Annotated in this window: 16 protein-coding genes; 5 read left to right on the forward strand and 11 right to left on the reverse strand. The window is 62.0% G+C overall.

From position 1 onward, the window contains the following. Window positions 1-56: 56 nt before the first annotated feature. Together mtnC and mtnB are read right to left on the reverse strand one after the other, a co-directional pair. Window positions 57-806, reverse strand: a complete 750-nt coding sequence (gene mtnC, locus DXY35_RS00045; protein WP_115080192.1) for an acireductone synthase — start codon at window positions 804-806, stop codon at window positions 57-59. Then, on the reverse strand, window positions 803-1,423 hold the full coding sequence (gene mtnB / locus DXY35_RS00050; protein WP_371681712.1) for a methylthioribulose 1-phosphate dehydratase: 621 nt from the start codon (window positions 1,421-1,423) through the stop codon (window positions 803-805). Before mtnB ends, mtnC begins: the two co-directional genes overlap by 4 nt. A gap of 50 nt (window positions 1,424-1,473) precedes the next feature. Between mtnB and mtnA the strand changes: the two genes are divergently transcribed. Next, window positions 1,474-2,487, forward strand: a complete 1,014-nt coding sequence (mtnA, locus tag DXY35_RS00055; protein ID WP_115080196.1) for an S-methyl-5-thioribose-1-phosphate isomerase — start codon at window positions 1,474-1,476, stop codon at window positions 2,485-2,487. Here the strand turns inward: mtnA and DXY35_RS00060 are convergent. Further along, window positions 2,478-3,314: a DNA-formamidopyrimidine glycosylase gene (locus tag DXY35_RS00060; protein WP_115080198.1), complete on the reverse strand. Its 837-nt coding sequence runs from the start codon at window positions 3,312-3,314 to the stop codon at window positions 2,478-2,480. The genes mtnA and DXY35_RS00060 overlap by 10 nt on opposite strands. 5 nt (window positions 3,315-3,319) lie before the next feature. Next, window positions 3,320-3,529 (reverse strand): photosystem I reaction center subunit IV, encoded by a 210-nt coding sequence (locus DXY35_RS00065; protein ID WP_006851563.1) that lies wholly within the window; start codon window positions 3,527-3,529, stop codon window positions 3,320-3,322. Window positions 3,530-3,570: 41 nt separating this feature from the next. Here DXY35_RS00065 and DXY35_RS00070 point away from each other — a divergent pair, with 41 nt between their 5' ends. After that, a complete protein-coding gene (locus DXY35_RS00070; protein ID WP_115080199.1) occupies window positions 3,571-4,674 on the forward strand; it encodes a hypothetical protein in 1,104 nt (367 codons plus the stop codon). Between the two features lie 69 nt (window positions 4,675-4,743). Then, window positions 4,744-6,204 carry an ATP-dependent DNA helicase RecQ gene (locus DXY35_RS00075; protein ID WP_115080201.1) on the forward strand — a complete coding sequence of 487 codons (1,461 nt, stop codon included), beginning with the start codon at window positions 4,744-4,746 and terminating at the stop codon, window positions 6,202-6,204. Window positions 6,205-6,210: 6 nt separating this feature from the next. On the opposite strand, the gene DXY35_RS00080 is transcribed toward DXY35_RS00075, so the two are convergent. Together DXY35_RS00080 and DXY35_RS00085 are read right to left on the reverse strand one after the other, a co-directional pair. Continuing rightward, on the reverse strand, window positions 6,211-7,224 hold the full coding sequence (locus tag DXY35_RS00080) for a LysM peptidoglycan-binding domain-containing protein (RefSeq protein WP_115080203.1): 1,014 nt from the start codon (window positions 7,222-7,224) through the stop codon (window positions 6,211-6,213). A 99-nt stretch (window positions 7,225-7,323) separates the two neighbouring features. Beyond that, the gene (locus DXY35_RS00085) at window positions 7,324-8,703 is read right to left on the reverse strand and encodes an aldehyde dehydrogenase family protein (protein WP_115080205.1); all 1,380 of its coding nucleotides are present in this window, start codon (window positions 8,701-8,703) and stop codon (window positions 7,324-7,326) included. Between the two features lie 54 nt (window positions 8,704-8,757). Between DXY35_RS00085 and DXY35_RS00090 the strand changes: the two genes are divergently transcribed. After that, window positions 8,758-10,410, forward strand: coding sequence for an alpha-amylase family protein (locus DXY35_RS00090; RefSeq protein ID WP_115080207.1), 1,653 nt, complete (start codon window positions 8,758-8,760; stop codon window positions 10,408-10,410). On the opposite strand, the gene DXY35_RS00095 is transcribed toward DXY35_RS00090, so the two are convergent. From DXY35_RS00095 to glpK, 5 genes are all read right to left on the reverse strand, one after another. Further along, on the reverse strand, window positions 10,407-10,973 hold the full coding sequence (locus DXY35_RS00095) for a hypothetical protein (protein WP_115080209.1): 567 nt from the start codon (window positions 10,971-10,973) through the stop codon (window positions 10,407-10,409). The genes DXY35_RS00090 and DXY35_RS00095 overlap by 4 nt on opposite strands. Window positions 10,974-11,041: 68 nt before the next feature. Then, the gene (locus tag DXY35_RS00100; protein WP_115080210.1) at window positions 11,042-13,096 is read right to left on the reverse strand and encodes an ATP-binding protein; all 2,055 of its coding nucleotides are present in this window, start codon (window positions 13,094-13,096) and stop codon (window positions 11,042-11,044) included. Next, window positions 13,093-13,659: a response regulator transcription factor gene (locus tag DXY35_RS00105; protein WP_115080212.1), complete on the reverse strand. Its 567-nt coding sequence runs from the start codon at window positions 13,657-13,659 to the stop codon at window positions 13,093-13,095. Before DXY35_RS00105 ends, DXY35_RS00100 begins: the two co-directional genes overlap by 4 nt. Window positions 13,660-13,704: 45 nt before the next feature. Then, window positions 13,705-15,234: a glycerol-3-phosphate dehydrogenase/oxidase gene (locus tag DXY35_RS00110; RefSeq protein WP_115080214.1), complete on the reverse strand. Its 1,530-nt coding sequence runs from the start codon at window positions 15,232-15,234 to the stop codon at window positions 13,705-13,707. Then, window positions 15,227-16,732, reverse strand: a complete 1,506-nt coding sequence (glpK, locus tag DXY35_RS00115) for a glycerol kinase GlpK (protein WP_115080240.1) — start codon at window positions 16,730-16,732, stop codon at window positions 15,227-15,229. Before glpK ends, DXY35_RS00110 begins: the two co-directional genes overlap by 8 nt. A 51-nt stretch (window positions 16,733-16,783) precedes the next feature. Here glpK and DXY35_RS00120 point away from each other — a divergent pair, with 51 nt between their 5' ends. Beyond that, window positions 16,784-18,214 (forward strand): glycoside hydrolase family 13 protein, encoded by a 1,431-nt coding sequence (locus DXY35_RS00120; protein WP_115080216.1) that lies wholly within the window; start codon window positions 16,784-16,786, stop codon window positions 18,212-18,214. The last annotated feature ends 27 nt before the right edge of the window (window positions 18,215-18,241 follow it).

Below are 18,241 nucleotides of genomic sequence, written 5' to 3' on the forward strand. Positions count from 1 at the left end.
ATCACCATCACCACCCACGAAGAAGCCACCTCACCATGAGGTGGCTTTTTTGTTGGTTATTGTTCTGCTGTTAGGTGAGCACTTACCTCGCGGAGTGATTGAACCACTGTGTGATCCCGTGGGTCCCGGTCAGGATTCCCTTCACGAAGGCTGAAGAGGGTGTGTATTCCTGCCGAACGAGCGGAATCGCATTCAGCTCCGTTGTCACTCACGAACCAAATCTTGTTGGGCGAGATTTGGAGCTGTTTGGCGATTGTTGTGTAGCTCTCTGTGGATTTTTTAGGGCCTGTATGGGTGTCAAACCAGTGGCTAAAAACTTTTTCAAGGTCACCCGCAGGGCTGTGCCTGTAAAGCAGTTTCTGAGCTTGAATGCTGCCCGATGAATAGACGGATAAGGTTATTCCTTGCTCGCGCCATTCCCGCAGGCATTCAGCCGTTTCTGGAAATAGTTGAGACTTGAGGTCTCCATTGTTGTATCCGTATTCCCAGATTCTTCCCTGTAGATCTTTTAATGCTGTCGACTTTTTGTCGATTCTAATCAAGTGTTTCAGGTATTGAATTAATCCGTCCATCTCCTCCGTTTCCCGCTTTGCAACCTGCTGTTTGATCTTCATGCTTTCGGGAGATTGGTCATTCAGCCATTCCTTCTTGGCGGCTTGGATTGGCTTCTTGTGAGGGCTCTCGTCCCAGTGTTGTTTGATGTAGTGGCTTAGTTCTTGCTTGGCGAAGGGGAACAAAACGTCGCTGACAAAGCTCATTGGGCATGTTGTTCCCTCGATGTCGAGCAGAAGATGTTGTTGATTCATCTTTGATCTCCAATCTGCATTTGGGTCAATCTCACCTTCAATAGAAATTCCAAGATTTCCAGGTGTCGTTTGCTTGCATTTAGGTCAGCCCCCCACGCGTAAAGGCCGTGCCCGGCCACCAGAAACCCGTAGGGCGATGTTTCCAGAAAGGGTGCGATGGCCTCGCCCAGCTCATCCATTGACTGACTGTTGTGGATCACAGGAATGGTGATGCTGCTGGCGTGGGTGTTGATTCCTACCAGGCCTTTCAGCATTTCCCAGCCCTCCAAGACAATCCCTCCTGTGTTTTCGTAATGGCGGGACAACACTGTCCCGGGGACGGAATGGGTGTGTAGTACAGCTCCAGCTTGGGTTGCTTCAACAATGCGTAGATGCAGCGCTGTTTCGGCACTGGCTTTTCCCTTGCCCGTTAAAACCTTGCCTTGCCCATCCACAACAATCAGCTGATCGGCAGGTACCTGCCCCTTGTCCACACCACTGGGTGCCATCAGCAACTGCAGGGGCTGATGCTGAAGCACCATGCTGAAGTTCCCGCCGGTGCCATCGCACCATCCGCGTTGGTGGATGCCCTGCATCACCTCAGTTAATCGTTCGCGCTGGGTTTGGTTTGCGGTCACAATCCGCTTATCCCTCCGTCTTCTATACAGGACATAGCGGCCCACGTGCATTGACGCTTCCCCCCAGTTGCCGCTGGAGCGGTGATCATCTGGAGTTGCTGGACCAGCGACAACTTCCCGGTGCTGTGGTCTTCATGCAATTGCACCGTTGGCAGGAGGTTGCTGAAGCTATTTCCTCCATGGCTGTGCGTGGTGCACCCGCGATCGGTATTGCGGCGGCCTGGGGGGTTGTTCTGGCGGCGCGCTCCGGAGATGACCTCCCCACTGCGATCCGAGGCCTGCGTGCATCACGGCCAACCGCTGTCAACCTCGGGTGGGCCCTCAATCGGATGCAGGCGGCCATGGGGTCCGCCTCTCCAGTTGATGTTGATGCGCTCGCCGGTGTGGCCGCTGCGCTTCAGCAGGAGGATCGTCTGCTGACCCAGCGGCTAGTGGATCATGGCGTTTCCCTGTTGGCTCAGGGCTGCCGTGTCCTGCACCATTGCCACACGGGTGCCATCGCTACGGGAGGCGTTGGTACCGCCCTCGGGGTGATTGCAGCCGCCCATGCCCGTGGCCTGCTGTGCCATGCCTGGCTGGATGAAACGCGTCCCCGCTTGCAAGGGGCTGCTCTCTCTGCCTGGGAATTGGGTTGTCTCGGGGTTCCCTGCACCGTGATTGTTGATGGAGCCAGTGGATTGCTGATGCGCCGGGGTGAAGTGGATGCCGTGATGGTGGGTTGTGATCGTGTTGCTGCTAATGGCGATGTTGCCAACAAGATCGGCACCTACAACCTGGCGCTTGTGGCCCGAGCCCACGGCATTCCCTTTTATGTCTGCGCCCCTGGCAGCAGCATTGATCGAGCGACGGTTGATGGGGACGCGATCACCATTGAGGAACGCGATGCAGAGGAGATCACCCACGCAAAGGGAGTGGACGTCGCGGCTCCTGGGGCCCAGGCCTGGAACCCTGCCTTCGACATCACTCCGGCTCATCTGGTGACGGGCTTCATCACCGAATTCGGCGTGCTTCGTCCTCCCTATCGGGAGGTTCTCTCTGCACTTCCGCTGTCCAATCAGCTTTGACAGGTCGGGCACCAGTGGGTGCTTCGGCCCGACAACTTTTCCCTTTGAATGGGCGTTCCACAGCTGCGGCAGGGTTCTCCACCACGTCGGTAGACCCAGGCCTGGCCGCCATAGTTGCCATTCACCCCCTCGAGATCGCGGAAATCACTGAAGGTGGTGCCACCGGCTCCAATGCTGATGGTGAGAACATTCACCAGGGCATCCCGCAACCTCTCCAGTTGCTTGAGCTCCAGCTGCCCTGCGGGCGTGAAAGGGGCGATGCCTGATGCGAAGAGGGATTCATCCGCGTAGATGTTGCCCGCTCCAGCCACCAGGGCTTGATCCAACAGCGCTGTTTTGATCGGTCGGCTGCTGCCCTTGAGTTTCTGCTTCAGATAACTGGCAGAGAAGTCGGTGCTGAAGGGTTCAGGCCCGAGTCGCGTTAAGCCTGTGATCACCTCTTCCGTTGGTTGGCCCGGAGGAACCCACCACATTTCTCCGAAGCTGCGCACATCCACAAAGCGCAACTCATGCTCTTTTGAGTTCCAGAAGCGAACACGGGTGTGTTTGCACGGTTCTGAGGGCTGCTCATGCCATTGGAATTGGCCGGTCATGCGCAGATGCACACCCCAAACACCTCCTTTGGGCTCCAGGGCTGCCATCAGATATTTTCCTCTGCGCTGCCACTGCCCCACCGTCATTCCGCAGAGGCCAGCAACAAACTCATCAGGACCTCCAGGGCTGGCAATGGCCCTTGGCCTGCAGACTTCAACCTGCGCGATTTTGAAGTCGACAAGACGGTCTGCCAGTCCCCGACGGACCGTCTCGACTTCAGGGAGTTCAGGCAACGGCCTCAGGCCGGCTCGAGTTCCGCTTCGGCGAAATTATTGGTGTTGATGCCACCGTCAACGCCCTGCAGGCCGCTGTAGTTGACCTTTTCGAAGCGAACGACAACGGGATAGCGGATTCCCGAGGTGTCGATGGAGGCAACGGTGCCAACTTCGTTGAACCAGTAGGACTCAGGACGCTTGATGCGCACCTTGGCGCCGCGGGTGATCGCCATCGCTGGGCATAAGGAGATGCAATCGGAGCGTATCTCGTGGAATGGAGGGTGATGACCGCTGCGTCACAGAATGTCGTCCCTTCGTCGTCGGCGTCCCTTTGACCAGTTCCATCGCCCTTGATCCAGATCCGTCGCTGCTTCAGCTGGATTTGCCGGACCCGGAGCAGGACGACATCAGCACGATGGAATTTCTGGCTCGGCTGGAACAGGCCTGGGCCGTCTGCGACCGCTTTGATCTCCAGACCGAGATCTGGCGCGGTCGCATCCTCCGCGCTGTGCGGGACAAGGAGAAGCGAGGTGGTGAAGCCCGGGGCGCAGGATTTCTGCAGTGGCTGCGGGAGCGGGAAATCAGCAAGACCCGTGCCTACGGCTTGATTCAACTGGCGGAATCCGCCGACAGCATGCTCAGCGACGGCACCTTGGAAGAGAGCAGCGTCAATCAGTTCTCCAAGCGGGCCTTCATGGAAACCGCTCAGGCGGTTCCCGAAGTGCAGCTAATGATTTCCGAAGCCGCCAACGAGGGGCAGGAAATCACCCGCAAGCAGGTGCGCCGCCTCACGGATGAATTCACGGCGGCCACCAGCCCTTTGCTTCCGGAGGAAATTCGTCAGCGCACCCAGGAGAACCTGCTGCCACCCCGTGCGGTGGCCCCTCTGGTGCGGGAACTGGCCAAGCTTCCTGAGCCGCAGCAGGAAGATCTGCGCAAGGTGCTCCGCGATGAGCCTGAACTCGACCGGATCAAGGACGTCACCAGCACAGCACGCTGGATCACCAAGGCAACCGAGTCGGGTGTTGCAGTGCGGGCTTTCCAGCAGGGGGAACTGGACCTGGACCGTGCCATGCAGGAGGCCCAGCGCTTGGATGCCCTCGGCCTGCTGGCTGATGCGGTGGGCCAGGCCCAGGCCCTTGAGTCGGCGGTGCTGAAGCTGCACACCTCCTGGCGGCGCTTGGGGGGGCTTCAGGAGCGGCTCTGGGTTGAAAGCGGAAGCAGCACGCCCTACCTGCGCGATGTGCTGAATGCTCTGCAGACCCTCAGCGGCGCCACCTTGCGGGTGTCGTTGGGAGAGCTCGCGGGTGGCAAGCGGGTGCGGCTCCAGCTGGTGGAGGAGTCCCCCGATCAATTGGATCCGCCACCGCTGGCCTGACTCCAGATCTTGTGCTCGATAATCTGAAGCCTCCACATCTGGTGTGTTCTGGCTTCGCTCGAGCGTGCACTGCAGACCCACTTCGGCTGGGATGGCTTCCGCCCCGGGCAACGGCCCGTGGTGGATGCTGTGCTGGCTGGTCGGGACGCGCTGGCGGTGCTGCCCACCGGTGGCGGTAAGTCGCTCTGCTATCAGCTGCCGGCCTTGGTGCGCGAGGGCCTGGTGGTGGTGATCTCACCGTTGGTGGCGCTGATGGAGGACCAGGTGATGGCCCTGCAGCGACGGGGAATCGCTGCGGCTTGTCTGCATGCCGGACTCGAGCCAGCTCGACGACAGCAGGCCCTGGAGCAGCTGCAGGACGCCACGCTGAGACTCCTCTACATCGCGCCGGAACGACTTCAGGGTGAGCAGACCCGGCTGATGCTGGAACGTCATGCCAGGGAGGGCCGACTGGTGGCCCTGGCGGTGGATGAAGCCCATTGCATCAGTGCCTGGGGGCATGACTTCCGTCCCGATTACCGCCGCCTGGGTCAGATCCGCAGCCTCTGCCCGGGAGTGCCGATGCTGGCACTCAGCGCGACGGCAGCCCCAAGGGTGCGGGCTGACATCATTCGCCTGCTGGATCTGCGTCGCCCGCTCGTGCAGGTGAGTTCGGCCCGCCGGGACAACCTGCACTACACGATGCAGCGGCGCCCCAGGGACCCCATGCCGCAGGTGTTGGAGGCACTGGAGATGTCCCGTGGTGCTGCGCTGATCTATGCCCGCACCCGTCGTTCGGTGGAGCAGTGGGCCGAACGTCTCACTGACCAAGGGGTTGCCGCTACGCCGTATCACGCCGGTTTGGATCCGGAGACCCGCCAGCAGGCTCTGAGGCTGTTTCTTGAGCACGAGCGGCCCGTCCTGGTGGCGACGGTGGCCTTCGGCATGGGCGTTGACCGTGGCGATGTGGGGCTCGTGCTTCATCTCGATCTGCCGGCCACACCTGAGGGCTATCTGCAGGAATCGGGCCGCGCCGGCAGAGACGGCAATCCAGCCCATTGCCAGGTGCTGTTTTCGCCGGGTGATCGCACCAGCCTGGGCTGGGCCATGCGGGCCTCGGCCCGGGGCAGCGATGCCTTGGAGGACCGTCGCCGCCTGGACCTGGCACAGCAGCAGCTGCGTCGCATGGAGGCCGTCGCTGAGGGTGAAATGTGCCGTGAACAGGCGTTGCTGCTTGCTGTCGGTGAGTTGGTGGGGCCCTGTGGTCGCTGCGATCGCTGCGTGGACTCCCCCAAACGACGCGACTGGTCAGCCCAGGTGGAAACGCTCCTCGCCCATCTGGCCGAGCAGGACGGCACGGAAATGCGTCGCCTTGGAGAGCACCTGGCTCTGCATGAGCCCGGCCGCCACGACCGCTGGACCTGGTTGGCCCGTCGGCTCGTGCAAGAGGAGTTGATCCAGGAAAGCAACGACGGTGCTCAGCGGCTCTATCTCCGCGAAAGCGGCCGGAGATTCCTGGATTCCCCCTGGCCGCTCGATTACGCCGCCTGATTCAGATCAGGCCTTGAGCTGACAACGGTCCTTCACAAGGTCTTTTTCGAAGCGGCTCTTCGGTGCTTCCCAGGTTTTCCAGCTCCCATCGGCACCGGTGGCATTGATCTTCTTGGCGGAACAGTTCACAGCCAGATAAAGGGCCTGCCCCTGGGCATTGAGGGTGGGGACCACTTGACTTCCACCCATGGCTTGCCAGTTGCCCCAGTCCACCTGGAGCGGGCCATAGGAGCGCCAGTCAGCCGATTTAGCCAGGGTCTGCTTGGGCTTGGCGGCCTCGACCGGCTTGGCCTTGACCACCGGTTTTTTGGCCTGAACCGGTTTCGTTTGCACTGTCTTGGTTTGGACGGCCTTGGTTTGGACGGCCTTGGTTTGGACGGGTTCGGCCTTGGCTTGAACCGGTTTGGTTGTTGCCGGCTGCACCTGGGTGGTGATGGGTTTCTGGAGGGAGGGATCGGTCAGGTAGAGGCGCGTGCCCACCTCCACTTTGTTGGGATCAATCAGCTGGTTGATGCTGATCAGGCTGGCCACCGGCAGCTTGTAGGCCTTGGCGATCTGCGTGAGGGTCTGCCCTTTGGCAACGGTGTGTTCCGTGGCTCCCGGGATCGGGGTCACAGCCACCGGCTTGAAGGCCGGACGGGGCATCACGGCATTGCTCGGAAGTCGCAGGGTCTGGCCGACCTCAACGTGGTTGGCATTGCGCAGGTTGTTGAGGGCCATCAGGTCGCGACTGCGGACCTGGTATCGGTTGGCAATGCTGCTGAGGGTTTCACCGCTGTGGACGCGATGGCGGCCCGGGCCTGCAGTCACGGTGGGACCTGGCACCTGCAGGCGACTCCCGGCTTGAACAAGGTCTGGATTGCGGATCCCATTCATCCGCATCAACGTGCCAACGCTCACCCGGTAGCGGTTAGCGATATCTGAAAGTGTTTCGCCGGACCGCACCGTGACCGAGGCAGCCGTGGCTGACAGGGGGAACCAGGCCGTCAGCAGCAGGGCGGCAAGAGCGGTACGGCGCATTCGTCTCTGGCAGATGCCCGCAAGATACGGTGCCTGAGGTAAAGCGCCAGTCCCCCAGAGCACCTGCTGCAGAAGGGATGTGCTGGTGATGAGTGCGCCTTATCCTGCCAGCCGCTTCAGCAGGTTGAGATCTACCTGGTAGGGCGGGTAGCGCAGCTTGAAATCAAAGCGGAAGGGGCGCTTGAGCACCGCCTTGTGGTGGCTGAACGTGTCGAAGCCGCTTTGGCCGTGGTAGCTGCCCATCCCGCTGGCACCGACGCCGCCGAAGGGCAGTTGTGGCACCCCGGCTTGCATCACAACATCGTTCAGGCAGACACCGCCTGAACTGGTGGTGGTGAGCACCTGCTGTTGCTGGGCCTCATCGCCGCCGAACAGGTATAGCGCCAACGGTTTGGGGCCTTGGCGGATCTCCTGAAGGGCTGTGGTGAGGTCCTCGAGCACCAGCACAGGCAGGAGAGGGCCGAACAATTCCTCGGCCATCAGCGGATCATTGCGGTCATTCACACGAATCACGGTGGGGGCGATGCGCCGCTGCTCCCGGCTGATTTCGCCTCCGATCAGGATGCGCCCATCCGCTTTGGCGGTCTCCAGCAGCTGCTCCAGCCGATTGAACTGGCGTTCATTGATGATCTGCCCCAGCTGATTGGAGTTGAGGGGATCGGCGCCATACATCTCCGTTCGGGCCTCCTCCATCGCCTTCAGCAGCGGTGAACGCAGGGCGGGTGCCACCAGCAGATGGTCTGGAGCGATGCAGGTCTGGCCGGCATTGATCCCCTTGCCCCAGATCAAGCGACGCGCCCCCACCGTGAGGTCGGCACCCTCAAGAACGATGGCGGGGCTCTTGCCCCCCAGTTCCAGGGTTACCGGCGTGAGGTGGGCAGCGGCCCCCTCCAGCACCTTCCGGCCGATGCTGCCGCCACCGGTGAAAAAGATGTGGTCGAAGGGCATGGCCACCAGGTTGGCTGCGACGGCACCATCTCCCTGCACCACCTGCACCACCTCAGGCTCGAAGTGTTGAGGGATCAGCCGCGCAATCAGATCCGCGATGGCACTGGCGTGTTCCGAAGGCTTGAGCACGGCCGTGTTGCCAGCAGCCAGGGCACTGATCAAGGGCCGCAGCGTCAGTTGAAAGGGATAGTTCCAAGGGCCGATGACCAGAACGCACCCGAGTGGTTCCGGCACAACCTTGGCCTGGCCAGGGCGTAGTGAGAGGGGGACAGCCACGCGGCGCGGGCGCATCCACCGCTCCAGCTGCCGGCCGGTGAGCTTGAGCTCTTGTCGCAGGGCCACCAGCTCAAAAAAAGCTTCGGTGGGTGGTTTGCCGAGGTCGGCGGCGAGGGCGTCGAGCACCTCCGATTCATGCTCCTCCACCAGAGCGGAGAGCCGTTGCAATTGCTCTCGGCGCCAGGCCAGGGGACGGGTCAGCCCAGCCCCCACGAGCTCCTTCATCCGGCTCAGTTGCGTTTGGGTGAGGGCCACAGGGCTGACGATCAGGCCAGTCGGGTCTAGCAGTGGTGAATCTGCAACCGGGGGATGACCCCAGCGCTTCCGTGGTGGTCAGGGACGGTCATCTATCAGCTGATCGTTCGCAGCTATTCCGACGGGAATGGTGATGGCACCGGTGATTTCAAGGGGCTTGCGGCGCGGTTGCCCTATCTGCGCTGGCTGGGGGTCAACACCCTCTGGTTGACCCCGATCTATCCCTCCCCCCTGCGGGACGGGGGCTACGACATCACCGATTTCACCGGAATCCATCCAGACCTGGGGGATCTCTCCTCCTTCCATCGGTTCCTCACGGCGGCCCACAGCCAGGGCATGCGCGTGATTTTGGACCTGGTGCTGAACCACACCAGTGATCTGCATCCCTGGTTCCAGCGGGCCCGCTGGGCTCCTAAGGGCAGTCCTGAACGGGATGTGTACGTCTGGAGCGACGACCCCAAGCGCTACGCCGAGGCACCGGTTCTGTTCCGGCACTTCGAGGCTTCCAACTGGGAGTGGGATCCGGTTGCCGAGCAGTACTACCTGCACCGTTTTCTGCGTCATCAACCCGATCTCAATTACGAGAACCCCTGGGTGCAGGACACGATGCTGGAGGTGGTCGACTTCTGGCTGGATCGCGGCGTTGACGGGTTCCGTTTGGATGCGGTTCCGTTCCTGTTCGAGTCAGAGGGCACCCGCTGCGAGGGGTTGCCGGAGACCCACGCCTTCCTCAAGCGATTGCGGGAGCGGGTGGATGCCCATGGCCGTGATGTGCTCTTGCTGGGAGAGGCGATTCAGCCGGTGGAGGAGGCCGCTCCATACCTGGCGGATGACGAACTGCATGGAGCGTTCAACTTCGTGCTCACCGCCCATCTGTTTGCCGCCATTGCCAGTGGCCGCACCCAGCAGCTCGGGGAGTGTCTGATGCAAGCCGAGCAGGCGGTATCTGGTGCTCGCTGGGCCCTGCCCCTGCGCAATCACGATGAACTCTGGTTGGGGGATGGCCATCTCATCAGCGATGAGGTGATTCAGACCATCCGGGTGGGCCTGCCCCAGGGACAGGGGCATTGGTTGAACTGGGGCATCAACCGACGCCTGGCTCCTCTTCTCAATGGCGATCCACGCTCCAACCGGTTGCTGCATGGGCTCCTCTACAGCCTTCCAGGGATGCCCTGCCTGTATTACGGCGATGAACTGGGCATGGGCGACTGGCCCGGTCTGCGGGACCGTGATCCAAACCGCACGCCGATGGCCTGGACGCCGGCCCGCAACGGTGGCTTCTCCACGGCTCCTGATCCGCTGTTGGTGCTGCCCCCGATCACCGCTCCCGGTTACGACTACCGCGTGGTGAATGTGGAGGTGCAGAAGCAGCTGCCGGGGTCGCTGCTGAATTGGCACCGGCGCATGCTCACCTGCCGCCGGCTGCTGCCAGCACTGCGGCATGGAAGCTTCCGCTTGCTGCACAGCCCCCACCCCGGAGTGCTGGTGTATCTCCGCTGCACCGAGGCGATGACGGTGCTCGTGGCCGCCAATGTCACCGCAGCCGGAGCCTCGCTCAGTCTGGATCTTTCGGAGTGGGCTGGTCAGCGCACCCGTGAGGTGATGTGGGGTTGTGAATTCCCCCCTGCTTCACCGGAGTGGTTTGTGAATCTTCCGCCCTATGGATTCAACTGGTGGTTGATTGGTGAGGTGGACGCGGAGGCTTAAGGCGACTGGAGCCGAATCGGCTGTTGCTGATGCTGAGCGAACAAGCTGGCCACCAGCTCCGCTATCGCAGGTTGCTGGTGCAGGTCGCGACGCACCATCAGGTGCATCGTTTCAGGGGCGTTCGTCACCGGGATGCTGACGATGGAATCACTGCCTCCCGGGAGCGGCACTGAAGGCGTGAGCCAGGCCTCGATCACCCGTTGTTCCAGCAAGGTTTCGAAGTGATCGGGCTTGCGGATGCGGGAGCTGCCAACGGTCCAGACCCCTGCGAGGTCTTGTGGGAGGGCGGTTTCAGGGCTGAAGGCCGCCTCCATTCGCAGACCCTGGCCAAGTTTCAGCCGCGCCGCCTGATGCACGCCCCGCTCCAACTGCAGGAGCTGGCAGTCCCCTTCGATCTGCCAGAGGCCATCGCGTTTGAGCACGTCGACACCGAAGGTCTTCGCGCATTTCCGCTGATTTCTGCTGACGGTGGTTTGGTGCTGGAGTGTCAGAGCCCCAACCGCATTGCCTGACTGAAGCCAGATCAAACCGTCGAGACAGCAAAGCTGGTCGACCGTAACCATGCTGTTTCCAGGATCTTCAGATCCTTCTCGGCAACAGCGGTCCGGGCAATCCCCAGTTCTGGGGGGGGCTAGCCCTGTCTGGGGAGGAGCAGCACCGCGCGGGTGCCGCCGCTGGGGCTGACGCCGAGCGTCAGTTCTCCGTTGTGGCCCTCCATCGCCGAGCGCACGATGAACAGTCCCAGGCCGCTGCCGGAAGGCTTGCTGCTGTAAAGCGGAATGTCACCGGTGTGGACGTCAGGCAGTCCGGGACCGTTGTCGTCGACAACGATCGCCCAATGCTGTTCGCGGCGTTCGAGTCGAATCGCGATCTCCGGAGCAACCGTGCTTGGTGGCTGATGCGTCAGGGCCTCCACAGCATTTTTCACCAGATTGATCACGGCGATCTGGAGCTGGACGGCATCGCCTTCCACCCAGGCCTGCTGTTCCTTCAGCTCGGAGGGCAGAGATGTCGTGATCCAGCTGCTGGCTTCAATCAGGTTGGACTTCACGTACAGCTGAATGCTGTCCATCACGTCACGCAGATCGATTCGGCTCAGGCTGGTGTTCGCATTGCGGATGATCGCCTTCATTTGGTCGGTTGTCTGTGCGATCCGGCTGGCTTGATCGTCAAGGATCTGCAGTGCGTCCAGCAGTTCGGTGGGATCGCCTGCCTCGACGCGCTCGCGTAGTTGATGCTGCAAACGTTGTGCCGTCAGGCGCAGGATGCTCAGGGGTTGATTGATTTCGTGGGCGATGGCCGCGGCTTCAAGACTCACCTTCAGCCGATGGTTCATCTGGCTCAGGGCTTGTTCATCCTGCAGGCGCTGCTCCTGAAACATCCGCGTGATCTGCTGCTCCTTGGAGGTGAGGTTCTGGGTGAGTTGATTGAAGGCCTTCACCATCGACTGAACCGCCACGTTCAGGTCCAGCAATTCCTGGCCGCTGTTCTGGTCCAGTTCACAGCGGTATTTCAAGGCCTGAGGCTGGGCATCCTCCAGCTGGTTGATTTGCTTTTCGGTGGTCTGACTGGCCCGCTGCAGGGCGTTCAATGGCTGAAGGATCCTGTTGATCAGGCTGCGGTTCAGCAGCAGGGTGAAGCCCAGAGCCAGCACGGCAGCGCCGATCTCAACGGCGAGTGTGAGTCGGGCTTGCGTTACCTCCGCGTTGGCACTGCTGGCAGTCAGCAAGACCCAGTCGAGACCAAGGTCACTGCCCCATGGCGTCGACTGCAGCAGGAAGGTTCCGTTCTCGTGGCGGAAGAGTTGAGGCTGCGATGCGTCCCCTGGCGCCTGTTGGACCCGGTTCAGCAGGTCCGCCAGAGGATGCTCCAGCTCGCCGAGGCTGCTGCGCTCGTTGTTTTCTCCTGTTGTTGTGAGGGGAATGCTGGGGTCTGAGCTGGCGATCAGACGTCCATCGGCTTCGATCAGCACCGCCAGGCCGTCTCGGCTCCCCCACGCCTGGTGGAGCCAGTTGCTGAGTTGGTTGATCACCATGTCCACGCCGATCACCCCCAGCAACTGGCCATCACCGTCAAACAGGGGCGTGTTGTATGAAACCGAATGAATGTCGGGCTGGTCTTCCCAGGCGTAGATGCTGCTCCAGCTCGAACGTCCAGCTGTAACGGTGTCGACGTACCAGGCTTCCTCGTGGGTGGCACTCATGCCGGGGATGATCTCGGTTGGCTCGAGGCGTTCCCCACCGGCTGAGAGGGAGAACACCGTCAGTTGGCCCCGCCCCAGCCGTGTGCTGTCTTCGTAGAGAAGAACATCATCATCGGAGCCGCGTTCCAGGCCCAGAAAGGCGCCATCTGGTGCGCCGTAATTGATGTAATCAACAGGGAAGGCCTTCAGCTGATGCCAGAACCGGCGCCCAAGAGCGTCGAAGTTTTTCAATAGATCAGGCTGGGCATCAATGGCCGATGCGTTGAGGTCATTGAGAAACATCGGAACGCGCAGCTTTCCGCTCAGTTGCTCACGAATCTCAGTGATCGAAAGGTTGGTGCGGTGCACTTCACTTTCCTGAATCCCGCTGTTCCGCCCCAGGGTGTAAGTCAAAAGACTGAATGAACCCGCCACCAGGATCAGTTGCAGTCCGGTGGAGCGGACCAGCCGTTGTCCCAGGCTCAATCTGGAGTGCTGGCTCATGGGCGCGGGTTGATCTGACGTGTCAGGGATGCCTCTCGAATCAATTCAGCACCGCTGAGCTTGAGTTTCTGGGCAATGGCTTTGCGGTGCGATTCGATCGTTGATGTGGCGCTGTTCAAAATGTGCGCGATCTCCTTGGTGCTTTTGCCAGCACCAAGGAGATCGAAGATTTCGCTCTGGCGTGGCGTCAAACGTTGATGTGCTGGTTGCAGGATCGTGCTCAAGCTGTGGTGCAGTGCATCGAACGAATCACGCTTGTCGATCAGGGCATGGATTGATCCGCGCAGTTCATGGGAAATCTTGAAGTCTTCTGGTGCTCCTGTCAGAACAACGAGTTGAATTGAGGGATTACTTTGAACAAGACGCAGGCCAAGTTCGCTGCCGTCACCATCTGGAAGATACAGATCCAGGATGGCTAAATCCACCGGCATGTCTTTGCTTATCGCGATCGCTTGCTCGCACGTTGTGGCTTTCGAGACGGTCGAGATCTCGGAGAAAGCATCCACGATGGTTGCCAGCAGATCTAGCAAGATCTGCTGATCTTCAACAACAAGACAGTGCAAGGATTTCTCGACTGATCATCAAAATCTAGGTCGCCTAGTTCGCTTTTACATCTGTTCGAGTTCGTTGTTCACCAGAGGGCTCAGCCGCTCCGCCTCGGCTGCATCGACCATCGCAAGCCGGCAGCGACGGCTCAGAACATCGTCGGCGCAGCGGGCGTGCTCCTTGTGGATGGCGTGCTGGATCTCAGCGCGGCAGATCGGGATCACACTGCTCAGTGGTTCGCGTGCCTCCATCGGGGCCTGAGCCATCACCGCCTCGGCGCACAGGCCGAAGTTGTGCTGCAGATGCAGGATCTGTTGAGCTCGTTCGGGTGTGTCGGGCAGCAGGCCCTCGAGGGCCAACGCTTGCTGCTGCAGTTCGGCGATGGTCTGTTCAGGCTTGGCGGCTGCCCCGAGCAGCGGCAGGGATTGGGGCTTCGGCAGCGGTGCTGAAAGCTGGCGTTCCACCGCGGTCAGGGTGTCTTCAGCCATCGGCCGGCAGGTGGTCCATTTGCCCCCCATCACGCTCACCAGGCCGCAGGCCAGGGTTTCCACCTCGTGTTCCCGCACCACACGGCTGCTGTCCATGCCCTGATCCGCTGGCTTCAGCAGCGGCCGTCCCCCCGCCCATCGGCTGCTTACCTGCGGATGCTGGAGCTGGGGAAACCAATCACGCACGTAGTTGAGCAGGTAGGCCTCCTCCTCTGCAGAAGGGGATGTGGCGTTCTCCTTGGTGCAGGCTTCATCCGTCGTCCCCACCAGGGTGCGGCCATGGAAGGGGAGCATGAACAGAACGCGTCCATCCGCGGTGGATGGCACCAGAAGCCCAAGCCCTTCCGGGCAGAGGTTCTGCTCCAGCACGATGTGGGCCCCACGGCTGGTGAGCAGCCTTGGGGGAGCATCAGCCTCCGCCATCTGGCGGATCTCATCCGCCCGGATGCCCGTGGCATTCACAAATGCTGAGGCGCACCAGCGTTCCCGTTGGCCCGTGGCGGATTCACTGATGGCGGCCTTGAGCTGGCCCGTGCCGTCGGTCTCCAGCTCCACCACCCGGCAACGGGTACGCAGGGTTGCCCCCCGTTGTTCGGCGGTGAGGGCCAACAGCAGGTTGAGGCGTGCATCGTCGAACTGTCCGTCGCTGTAAGCCACGCCGCCTTGACACGGCTTCAGCAGAGGCAGGGCCTGACGCATCTGCTGTTGGGACAGGAGTCGGCTGTGGCCGATGCTTCGCTGACCGGCCAGGGCGTCGTACATCCCCAGACCAAGTCGGTAGTAGGCCTGGCCCCAGAGCTGTTGTGTGGGCAGGGCCAGCTCGAGTCGTTGGGCCAGGAACGGTGCCTGGGTCAACCAGTGGCTCCGTTCGAGCAGGGCTTCACGCACCAGCCTCAGCTGTGCCAGGTCCAGAGTTTTAAAGGCCAGCTCCAGGTAGCGCACCCCGCCATGGAGCAGCTTCGTGCTGCGGCAACTGGTGCCACCGCCGATGTCTCCGGCCTCGAGCAGGGCCACGCTCAGCCCCCGTCGTGTTGCCTCATAGGCCACGCTGGCACCGCTGGCACCGGCGCCGATGACCAGCAGGTCCACCTGGTGATCAGCCATGCCACCCCAGGCTTCTGGAGACGGCGTCTTGCCAGCGTGTGCGCCAGCGGTCGCGCTGGGATGCATCCATCTGAGGGTGGAACAGTTCCGCTCTGTCCCTACGTGCGCTCGCGAGCTGCTCCAGGTCGCCGATCACCCCAGCCTGGAGGCCTGCGAACAGCGCCACCCCCCGGGCGGTGCTCTCGATGCTGGCGGGTCGCCGCACCGTCAGACCGGTGCAATCCGCCTGCGCCTGCAGCATGGGATCGGAGGCCGCGGCGCCACCATCCACCGCCAGTTCACCCAAGCCGCTCCCGAGTGCCTGTTCGGCAAGCTCCACCAAGGTCGCCACCGACAGGGCGATTCCCTCCAGCGCTGCTCGGGCGATGTGACCGCGTCCGCTGTCACGGGTGAGGCCCACCAGAACACCGCGTGCCTGGGGATCCCAGTGCGGTGTCCCCCAGCCGGTGAAGGCGGGCACGAGCATTACCCCCCCTGAATCCGGCACCGAAAGCGCCAGTTCGTTCACCTGGGGGGCTTGATCAATGATCTGCAGCCCATCCCGGAGCCACTGGATGACGGTGCCGGCGTTGAACAGACTTCCCTCAAGACAGAAGCTGGGTGTTCCAGCGGCATCCGTCCAACCGAGGGTGCTCAGCAGCCCTGCATCTGAGCGGCGGACGACATCGCCGGTGTTGATCACCAGAAAAGCCCCCGTGCCGTAGGTGCACTTCCCTTCTCCGGGCTGCAGACAGAGCTGGCCCAGGGTGGCGGCCTGTTGGTCGCCGAGCATGGCCTGGATCGGCAAGCCTGCAAAGGGAAGGTCCGCAGCCATGCGCCCGAATTCTCCGCGGCAGGGCAGCAGTTCGGGCAGCGCGCTGGCGGGGAGCCCTGTGGGCTCTCGGAACTCATCCACCCAGTGCTGCTGCTCCAGGTCCATCAGCAGCGTTCGGCTGGCATTGCTCATGTCACTGCCGTGGCGCTGGCCGCCGGTGAGTTGCCAGAGCAGCCAGCTTTCCACCGTGCCGAAACAGAGGTCATCGCTGACCGCGGCAGCCTGGGCGTCGTCGTAGTGGTCGAGCATCCAGCGGATCTTGCTGGCACTGAAGTAGGGGTCGAGCAGCAAGCCCGTGCGCCGGCACCACTCCTGCTCCAGTCCCTGCTGCTTCCAGGCCTCGCAGATGGCGGCGGTGCGGCCGTCCTGCCAGACGAGGGCCGGTCCGCAGGGGAGGCCACTGCTGCGGCGCCAGAGCACGGTGGTTTCCCGTTGGTTGGTGATGCCGCAGCTCACCACTGCCTTGCGCTGGGTATCGCTCAGCTTCGAATCGAGCTGCACCAGGGCCTGCCGCTGGCTGGTCCAGATCTCGATCGGGTCCTGTTCCACCCATCCATCGGCGGGGTAGGAAATCGGCAGCGGTGCACTGGCGCTGAGCACCAGATCCCCTGAGCTGCTGAACAGCGCGGCTCTGGAGCTGCTGGTGCCCTGATCGAGGGCCAGAAGAAGAGGCTGTTCAGCCATGGCCAAGGTCTTTCTCTCCTGCTAGCGAGGAGATGGCTGACTGCAAAGGTTTTGGCAGCGACCACGCCGTTTCGCGATCCCCCCGCCTGGGTGGCGGACGCGGTGATCTATCAAATCTTTCCCGACCGTTTCCGCCGCAGTGGCCGCGTTGATGCGCAGCGCCATCTCGCTCTGAAGCCCTGGGGTGCGGATCCTTGCGAGGAGGGATTCCAGGGTGGGGATCTCTACGGCGTTATCGATGCTCTCGATCGGCTCCAAGCCATGGGCATCACCTGCCTCTATCTCACGCCGATCTTCAGCTCAGCCGCCAACCATCGGTACCACGCCTACGACTATTTCGAGGTGGATCCCCTGCTGGGGGGCAATGCAGCACTCAGGGACCTGATCGATGCCGTGCATCACCGCGGAATGAGGTTGGTTCTGGATGGGGTTTTCAACCACTGCGGCCGCGGCTTTTGGGCCTTTCATCACGTGGTGGAAAACGGTGCGGATTCGCCATACCGGGATTGGTTCCATGTGCACCGATGGCCCCTGCAGCCCTATCCCGCCCCTGGCGAGGACTGCGGTTACGACGGTTGGTGGGCCTTGCCAGATCTGCCCAAGTTCAACCATGCCAATCCCGGGGTTCGGGAGCATCTGCTGGCGGTGGGCCGTCACTGGCTCGAGCAGGGGATTGACGGCTGGCGTCTCGACGTCCCTGCCGAAGTGCCGGCGGACTTCTGGGTTGAGTTCCGGCAGACGGTGCGGGCGACCAACCCGGAGGCCTGGATTGTTGGCGAGGTTTGGGGTGATGCGACCCCCTGGCTGCAGGGCGACCACTTCGATGGCGTGATGAATTACCGGTTGGGATGGAGCAGCCTTTGCTGGGCCGCCGCTGAAGCGTTGCGGCGGGACTACCGCAATTCCGAGTATCCCCTCGACCCCCTGGATGGGCACACTTTGTTGACCATCTGGGCTACCACAACGGGTTCCTACCGGGAGGTGGTGAACAGGGCCCAGATGAATCTGCTCGACAGCCATGACGTGCCGCGTGCACTTCACAGCCTCAACAACGACGTTGCGGCCCTGAAGTTGGCCCTGCTGCTGCTCTTCCTCCATCCGGGAGCGCCGTGCATTTATTACGGCACTGAAGCTGCCCTGGCGGGTGGTCCTGAACCGGGGCCCTCCAGCGGTCCTGGGCCGGCCTGCCGTGAGGCCTATCCCTGGGACGTTCCCTGGAGTGCTGATCTGCGCCCATTCATCCAGTCCCTCGCAGCACTCCGCTCTGCCCATGGGGTCTTGCGCAGGGATGGTCTGCGCTGGTCAGCCCCAGGGGCTGACGTGCTGGAGGGCGTTGCGGGTGGCCTGCGGGTCGTGATCAACCGCAGTCGCTCCACCCCTGTGCCCCTAACCATCGAGTCGGGACAATCCCTCGTATGGACGCTGGGGCTTGTTGACAACCAAAGCATTAGCCCGCAATCGGCGGCTGTTCTGGGGTCTTAACCCCTCTCCCCCGGTGCCGTGGGGAGC

It is taken from the genome of Synechococcus sp. N32 (assembly GCF_900473895.1).
GTDB lineage: Bacteria > Cyanobacteriota > Cyanobacteriia > PCC-6307 > Cyanobiaceae > Parasynechococcus.

Coding starts and splice junctions, on each gene's coding strand:
- mtnC (WP_115080192.1), bottom strand. CDS start 806: ATGAATCAACAACATCTTCTGCTCGACATCGAGGGAACAACATGCCCA.
- DXY35_RS00065 (WP_006851563.1), bottom strand. CDS start 3,529: ATGGCGATCACCCGCGGCGCCAAGGTGCGCATCAAGCGTCCTGAGTCC.
- DXY35_RS00070 (WP_115080199.1), top strand. CDS start 3,571: ATGGAGGGTGATGACCGCTGCGTCACAGAATGTCGTCCCTTCGTCGTC.
- DXY35_RS00080 (WP_115080203.1), bottom strand. CDS start 7,224: ATGCGCCGTACCGCTCTTGCCGCCCTGCTGCTGACGGCCTGGTTCCCC.
- DXY35_RS00090 (WP_115080207.1), top strand. CDS start 8,758: ATGACCCCAGCGCTTCCGTGGTGGTCAGGGACGGTCATCTATCAGCTG.
- DXY35_RS00095 (WP_115080209.1), bottom strand. CDS start 10,973: ATGGTTACGGTCGACCAGCTTTGCTGTCTCGACGGTTTGATCTGGCTT.
- DXY35_RS00100 (WP_115080210.1), bottom strand. CDS start 13,096: ATGAGCCAGCACTCCAGATTGAGCCTGGGACAACGGCTGGTCCGCTCC.
- DXY35_RS00110 (WP_115080214.1), bottom strand. CDS start 15,234: ATGGCTGATCACCAGGTGGACCTGCTGGTCATCGGCGCCGGTGCCAGC.
- glpK (WP_115080240.1), bottom strand. CDS start 16,732: ATGGCTGAACAGCCTCTTCTTCTGGCCCTCGATCAGGGCACCAGCAGC.